Source organism: uncultured Boseongicola sp. (assembly GCF_937988555.1).
GTDB lineage: Bacteria > Pseudomonadota > Alphaproteobacteria > Rhodobacterales > Rhodobacteraceae > Boseongicola.
Genome location: NZ_CALJXO010000381.1, coordinates 1 through 2,610, shown reverse-complemented (window position 1 = coordinate 2,610; position 2,610 = coordinate 1). Strand labels below are relative to the sequence as shown.

General features: G+C 59.3%; 2 protein-coding genes. Both read right to left on the bottom strand.

Annotated elements, in window-relative coordinates; all coding sequences use genetic code 11:
- Positions 1 to 1,839, bottom strand: a 1,839-nt coding sequence (locus tag Q1B15_RS22700; RefSeq protein ID WP_299758399.1) for a glutamate synthase central domain-containing protein, incomplete at its 3' end; no start/stop codon positions are given.
- Positions 1,839 to 2,610: FAD-dependent oxidoreductase (locus Q1B15_RS22695; RefSeq protein ID WP_299758397.1), on the bottom strand; the 772-nt coding region annotated here is incomplete at its 5' end. The genes Q1B15_RS22695 and Q1B15_RS22700, both read right to left, overlap by 1 nt.

Here is a 2,610-nt window from a genome sequence, read left to right as displayed (position 1 = left end):
ATCTCGCAACGCGTGTGGTGCGCAGGCGCCGTCCTCGACTTCCATGGTGCAGTCAATTTCATAGACCTGGTCACGCAACACTTTGCGCAGGCGGCCGACCATACCATTGGATAGCACCGGGCTGTCGAGCGTGTAGATCTGCTCCTGAGGGGACGCGCCAGAAAGGATGGCGCGCAGGTTTCCAAAGCGCGTCTTAAGGCTCATCACCCTGTCTTCGCGCAAGGGATCGATAGGCGGGTTCGTCACTTGGCTGAAATTTTGCCGAAAGTAGTGGGCGAGGGGGCGGTACTCGTCCGACAAAACAGCAAGCGGTGTGTCATCGCCCATGGACCCGATGGCTTCTTTTGCGTCCTCTACCAGCGGCTGGAGCAACAGCTCCATATTCTCGCGTGTTTGGCCGGCTGCAATCTGACGACGCAGCAAATCTTCGCCCTTAATCCCCGCAGGGTCCTCGCCGGGGCGGACTTGTTCGTCCAGCTCAATGATATTTTCCGACCATTTCTTGAAAGGAAGTGATGCACACAGATTATCCTTGAGCGCGCGGTCGCGATAAATCTCGCCTTCGTCAAGGTCGACCCCGATCAATTGCCCGGGGCCTATACGGCCCTTTTCAATGATGTCGGCTTCGGGGGCAGCCACCATGCCCGCCTCGGATCCAAGCAACAAAAGCTTGTCGCGGGTCAGTGAATACCGCATGGGCCTGAGACCGTTGCGGTCCATTCCGCCAATGACCCAGCGCCCGTCGGTGGCCGCGATGGCCGCGGGGCCGTCCCATGGTTCCATCACCGAATTAAGCACGTCGTACATGGCGCGATGCGCCTCGGGCATGGTGCGCACTTTTTTCGACCACGCTTCGGGGATCAGCGTCAACTTGGCGAGCGGTGCAGGGTTCCCCCCTCGCACCAAGGCTTCAAACGCAGCGTCGAGGGCGGCGGAATCCGATGAGCCGGCCTGAATGATGGGAAGGACATCACTGGCATGGGATTTGGCGGCTTCCACAGCAAGCATCGCTTCGTGGCTGCGCATCCAATTGGTGTTGCCCTTTAAGGTGTTGATCTCACCATTGTGCGCAAGCATGCGAAAGGGCTGGGCGAGCCGCCAGGTCGGGAAAGTATTTGTGGAATAGCGCTGGTGATAGATCGCGTAAGCCGAAACAAAGTTCGGGTCCGCGAGGTCAGGATAAAAGATTGCTAGTTGCTCGGCGAGGAACATGCCTTTGTAAACGAGGGACTTGCTCGAGAGCGAGCAAATATAGAAATCATTGATGTTGCGATTGAGGAGTTCGCGCTCGATGCGCCGCCGCACGATAAAAAGTGTGCGTTCGATCTCATCAAGATCGTCTTCGTCACCGCAGCTGAACATGATCTGCTCAATCTCGGGCCGCGTGGCATTCGCCTTCTCACCGATGACGGCGGTGTTCACCGGAACTTGGCGCCAGCCGTAAATAGAGAGATCGAATTTCAGAAGTTCGGTCTCCACCACCGTGCGGCAAGTTTCCTGCGCGGCATAATCTGTACGCGGCAGGAATATCATTCCGATGCCAATGCGGCCGTCTATTGCGTGATGGGCGGTGCGCACAATCTGAGCACGGAAGAACTCCTGGCTAATTTGTAAGTGGATACCGGCGCCATCGCCCGTCTTGCCGTCGGCGTCCACCGCGCCGCGGTGCCACACGGCTTTTAGGGCGGCAATTGCCTTTTCAACAACGTCGCGGCGCGGCACGCCGTCAACCGCGGCAACCAGGCCGACGCCGCAATTGTCGTGTTCACTGGTGGGGTCATAGAGACCTTCGCGGGCGAGGCGGTCACGTTCGGTTTCAAAGTCCTCGCGATAGCCCATTACGATGCCTCCGCTTGCGCCGCGCTTTTATGCACGGTCAGGTAGCTATCGATAGACCGGGTTACTTCGCGGCCATCGCGCACCGCCCAAACCACAAGTGACGCCCCGCGCACTATGTCTCCCGCAGCGAAGACCCCGGACATGGAGGTCATGGCGGATTGAGGATCAACCGCCAGCGTGCCCCCGCGACTGACACCGAGGATTGGTTCGTGGAATAATTTGGGCAGGTCCTCGGGATCAAAGCCGAGCGCGGTGATAACGAGATCCGCGTCAATATTGAATTCGGAATCCGGAATGCGCTCAATGCGCTGACGCCCCCCGGCTTCGGGCGCACCAAGGCGCATGCGTTCGGCGCGGACACTGGTAACCTTGCGCAGGCCTTCGATGGCGAGCGGGCTCGCTAACCACTCAAAGACAACACCTTCTGCTTCCGCGTGGCCCACTTCGCGCTGGGAGCCGGGCATGTTCGCGCGATTGCGCCGGTAAAGGCAGGTCACCGATATGGCCTCTTGCCGGACGGCCGTGCGGACGCAATCCATGGCCGTATCACCGCCGCCAATCACCACGACGCGCTTGCCCTTGGCATTTAGAAGGCCGCTGTCGTAGTCGGGCACCTCATCGCCAAAGCCCTTTTTGTTGGAAGCGATCAAGTAATCCAGGGCGGGGATGGTGCCATTGAGGTTTGCTCCGGGTACGGATAGGTCCCGTGCGCCATAGACGCCTGTGGCAATCAGGACCGCCTCGTGCCGGTCGCGGAGCTCAGAAAAAGTC